Raw genomic sequence first — 4,379 nt, forward strand, 5'->3', positions numbered from 1 at the left:
TTAATTTATCGAGTTTGTTTTCTCTATTATATGCAGCTTCATATAAAATTGGTATTAGTATGTAATTAGTAACTGTATTTAATCAGAGTCCAACTACCATAATTACTATTAGGAATTGGGGTGATTTAGGGCACAACTAACTTATTTGAAGATTCAAAAGCTGAGGGCAGCAGGAAAACCCCAAACAATAGACCGCAAATAAGTTTGAGCCAACAACACGTTGCTTTCTTCTTACCCAATCAGCAGCAAGATATAGTCAAAAGAGGCAGGGGAGCAGTTCTTGCTGGGAGCAAGGGGGAAAACACCAGACGAGCTTGTACTTTGCCCCAGTAAGAGCGCCGTAAAAGGGCGGGGCTTCACACCCATGTTCCGCTCCACGGCTCCGGGACTCTTCTCTTGCTCCCCCTGCTCCAAGCTTTGTGCCCCTCCGGTTCTTCGGTCAAAGTGCCAAATGAGAAACATCAGACTTAATAGATTAAAATTTTCTACCCCAAACTTTAGGCATTTTTGGCCCCAAGCATTACTGTATATTTAGGGTTTACTAGCAAAATTTACACTTATTTACATCAAATTGCTTATTTATTTGAAGCCAGGTCGATGTTAAGTTTATTGACTTGCTTGTTCATTACTCAAGCATTTTGATAAAAAATAATATAAAGCAGGATTTTTGAGATTTTTATGTTTTTATTTCCTAATAATTACCACTAGCGATCGCGACATTAATAATGTTGTACCGAAAGTCAACAAACAAGTTGCAAAAATTCATCCAAAAACAGAGTTATTTACATATAGGGGTTTTCCTGGCAACTCTATTGAGCATCATATTGTTCAGTTGGGTAGTACTCTCACAGCAACCAGTTATCCTCAATCTGTTAATGACTGCCCCTGATGCCGAACCTTGGAGGCAGGGTTTAATTAGAGACTTCGAGGCTGAGAACCCAGGTATTCGCATTAACCTAGTTGAAGGGCCGAATGCCACAAATTTGCTCGAAGACCTGTACACCTCATCTTTTATCTTGGGTGAATCCCCTTATGACCTGATTAATATGGATGTCATTTGGACATCCAAGTTTGCTGCTGCTGGATGGTTGCTACCTTTAGGCGATCGCATTTCTCAAGAGGACTTAGGAGCATTTTCATCCCAGGATGTAGAAGGGGGACGTTACCAAGAAAAACTGTACCGGATTCCAGTGCGTTCTGACGTGGGAATGCTCTACTACCGGGAAGATTTAATCAAACAAGCAGGATTGCAACCGCCAGAAACATTTGATGATTTGATCCGAATTTCTCAAGTCTTGCAGAAGAAAAACCAAGTGAAGTGGGGCTATGTTTGGCAGGGTCGGCAATATGAAGGACTTGTGGCGATGTTTGCAGAAGTTCTCGATGGCTTTGGTGGCTTCTGGGTTAATCCCGACACTCTCGAAGTTGGGTTAGATCGACCAGAAACATTACGAGCCATTGAGTTTCTGCGTAGTACCGTAAGAGTTGGCATTTCTCCTCCTGGAGTCACGACTTACCAAGAAGAAGACACCCGGCGCTTGTTTCAAAGTGGTCAAGTAGCATTTTTACGCAGTTGGCCTTATGCGTGGCCTTTAGCCCAGGCAGAAAATTCGCCAATCCAGGGCAAAATAGCGATTAAACCAATGGTTCACGCTCCTGGTAAGACGGGAGCAGCTTGTTTAGGGGGCTGGGGTTTAGGGATTGCTAAATCTTCTCAACATCCTGAAGAAGCTTGGAAAGCAATTCAGTATTTTACCAGTCGAGAAGCACAGCGCCGATTCATTTTGACAGCAGGCTATGTGCCAAGTCGCCGGGATTTGTTTACAGACCCAGAGATTGTTGCTAAATACCCCCACTATCCGCAGTTATTGGAGGTCGTGGGCAATGCAGTTTTACGTCCGCCGATCGCCCAATATGCTCAGACATCAGATATTTTACAGCGTTATCTCAGCGCCGCGCTATCCGGTCGGATGAATTCTGAAGGAGCAATGCAAGCTGCTGCTGCGGAAACACGCCGACTGCTGGGAGCAGGGGGAGAACAATTAAAAATTAAAAATTAAAAATTAAACAACTTGTGCTTTCTGCCTCCTCTTTGCCAATGCCCAATGCCTTATAACAAATGACAAATTTACATACACTTAGAAGTCGAGAACAACAGACAGCATGGATTTTACTAACACCAGCATTGCTGCTGTTGTTGTTTGTATTTGCCTACCCGATTTTACGAGCATTTTGGTTAAGCGTATTTACGAGAAATCTGGGAACAGAGTTACAACCTGTATTCTCTGGTTTGGAAAATTATGTGCGGATGGCGGGGGATGGTCGTTTCTGGCAGAGTTTGTGGGCGACAACGGTGTTTACAACAGCATCAGTAATCTCAGAACTATTGCTAGGACTGGGAGTTGCGCTAGTTCTCAACCAAGCCTTTTTTGGGCGGGGCATAGTGCGTACAATCGCCATTATCCCTTGGGCTTTGCCTACTTCTCTGATTGGTCTGGCGTGGGCTTGGATTTTTAACGATCAGTTTGGGGTTGTGAACGATATTCTGCGGCGATTGGGGCTGATTGAGACTGGGATTAACTGGTTAGGAGATCCAACGCTGGCGATAATCGCAGTGGTTTTTGCAGATGTTTGGAAAACTACGCCGTTTATCAGCATCCTGTTGCTAGCTGGGTTGCAGTCGATATCACAAGACCTCTATGAGGCTTACTCAGTCGATGGGGCAACTGCTTGGCAAAGCTTCCGCAATATTACCCTGCCACTGCTGCTGCCACAAATCTTAATTGCAGTGCTATTTCGGTTTGCTCAAGCTTTCGGGATTTTCGACTTGATTGCTGTGATGACTGGGGGTGGCCCTGGTGGCGCTACGGAAGTGGTGTCATTGTATATTTATTCTACGGTGATGCGCTACTTGGATTTTGGTTATGGAGCAGCCCTGGTAGTGGTGACATTTTTAATATTGATTGTGGCTGTGGCGATCGCTAGTTTCTTGCTAAATACCGTGCCAAAACATCAGGAGCCATTTAACCCATGAGTGTAACTCCACAAGCAGTTCCAGCGACTCCAAAACGAAAAGGAGAAACCAAGTTTTCTTTTAAAAAAATCTTGCTGCCCATCATAGTTGTATTAATAGTGCTATTTAGCCTAGCGCCAGCCTTATGGCAATTGCTGACCTCGTTTAAAGTGAATGAGGATATTGCCGCGGTTCCTACTGTCTATTTCCCTACACGATTCACTTTCAATCACTACATTGAGTTATTTACTCGTCGCCCATTTTGGCGCTACATCTTCAACAGCGCCTTTGTATCGATTACTTCTACAGCTCTATCTTTAGCGATCGGCGCACCTGCGGCTTATGCCCTCGCACGGTTACGCCCAAGGTGTGAAAGAGTTATCCTCGCCTGCGTTCTAATTGTTACCTTATTTCCTGGAATTCTCTTGTTTTTAGGACTGTTAGAAATTATCCAAGCGCTTAAACTCGGCAACAATTATCTGGCGCTAATTATACCTTATACTGCCATCAATTTGCCGCTAACAATTTTGGTGCTGAGAAGCTTTTTTCAACAATTACCAAAAGATTTGGAAGATTCTGCTAGGGTCGATGGCTACAACACCTTTCAACTACTATGGCAAATCGTGCTGCCCATGACCCTTCCGGCCTTAGTGACTACTGGAATCCTCACCTTTATTTTTGCTTGGAACGAGTTTATTTTCGCTCTCACGTTTATGACTCGTGAAGAATTGAAGACAATTCCCGTTGCTGCGGCTCAGTTGGGTGGTGCGACAGTATTTGAAATTCCCTATGGTGCGATCGCTGCTGCAACTGTTGTGGGCACATTACCCCTGATTTTACTAGTTTTGTTTTTCCAGCGCCGGATTGTCCAAGGTCTTACCGCTGGTGCTGTCAAAGGATAGAAATCAAAATGGCTAAACTCGAACTCACAAATTTGAATAAAACCTATAATCCTAAAGTCATCCCTGTCAAGGACGTTAGTTTAACTGTAGATAACCATGAGTTTCTCACTTTACTTGGCCCTTCTGGCTGTGGCAAATCTACCGTCCTACGCATGATTGCGGGTCTTGAAGAACCGACTCGCGGTCAGATTAAGATTGGGGAGGTGGATGTCACCTATAAACGAGCAGCCGATCGCAACATTGCAATGGTATTTCAAAGCTATGCACTCTATCCTCACATGACGGTGTACGAAAACCTTGCTTCTGGACTCAAGCTGAAAAAAGTACCACCTACAGACATTAAACAGCGAGTGGCAGAAGTGGCAGAAGTTTTAGGATTAGCAGAGTTAATGAACCGTAAGCCTGGACACAGGGCAAACGCATCTAAATATAGTACATGAGTACTAAATAAAGGATAAAGGCAG

At 44.1% G+C, this 4,379-nt stretch carries 3 protein-coding genes and 1 pseudogene; all 4 read left to right on the forward strand.

Annotated elements, in window-relative coordinates; all coding sequences use genetic code 11:
• Window positions 1-725 precede the first annotated feature (725 nt).
• Window positions 726-2,060: an ABC transporter substrate-binding protein gene (locus tag ABF638_RS36750; RefSeq protein ID WP_435027681.1), complete on the forward strand. Its 1,335-nt coding sequence runs from the start codon at window positions 726-728 to the stop codon at window positions 2,058-2,060.
• A 59-nt stretch (window positions 2,061-2,119) separates the two neighbouring features.
• The gene (locus ABF638_RS36755; protein WP_420763004.1) at window positions 2,120-3,034 is read left to right on the forward strand and encodes a carbohydrate ABC transporter permease; all 915 of its coding nucleotides are present in this window, start codon (window positions 2,120-2,122) and stop codon (window positions 3,032-3,034) included.
• Complete coding sequence (locus ABF638_RS36760) at window positions 3,031-3,915, forward strand: carbohydrate ABC transporter permease (protein ID WP_435027682.1); 885 nt, start codon at window positions 3,031-3,033, stop codon at window positions 3,913-3,915. Before ABF638_RS36755 ends, ABF638_RS36760 begins: the two co-directional genes overlap by 4 nt.
• Before the next feature lie 8 nt (window positions 3,916-3,923).
• Window positions 3,924-4,343, forward strand: a pseudogene (locus ABF638_RS36765) (ABC transporter ATP-binding protein); the annotation flags it as partial.
• Window positions 4,344-4,379: the final 36 nt, after the last annotated feature.

Source organism: Nostoc sp. CALU 1950 (assembly GCF_051172895.1).
In the GTDB taxonomy this organism is placed as follows: domain Bacteria; phylum Cyanobacteriota; class Cyanobacteriia; order Cyanobacteriales; family Nostocaceae; genus Nostoc; species Nostoc edaphicum_A.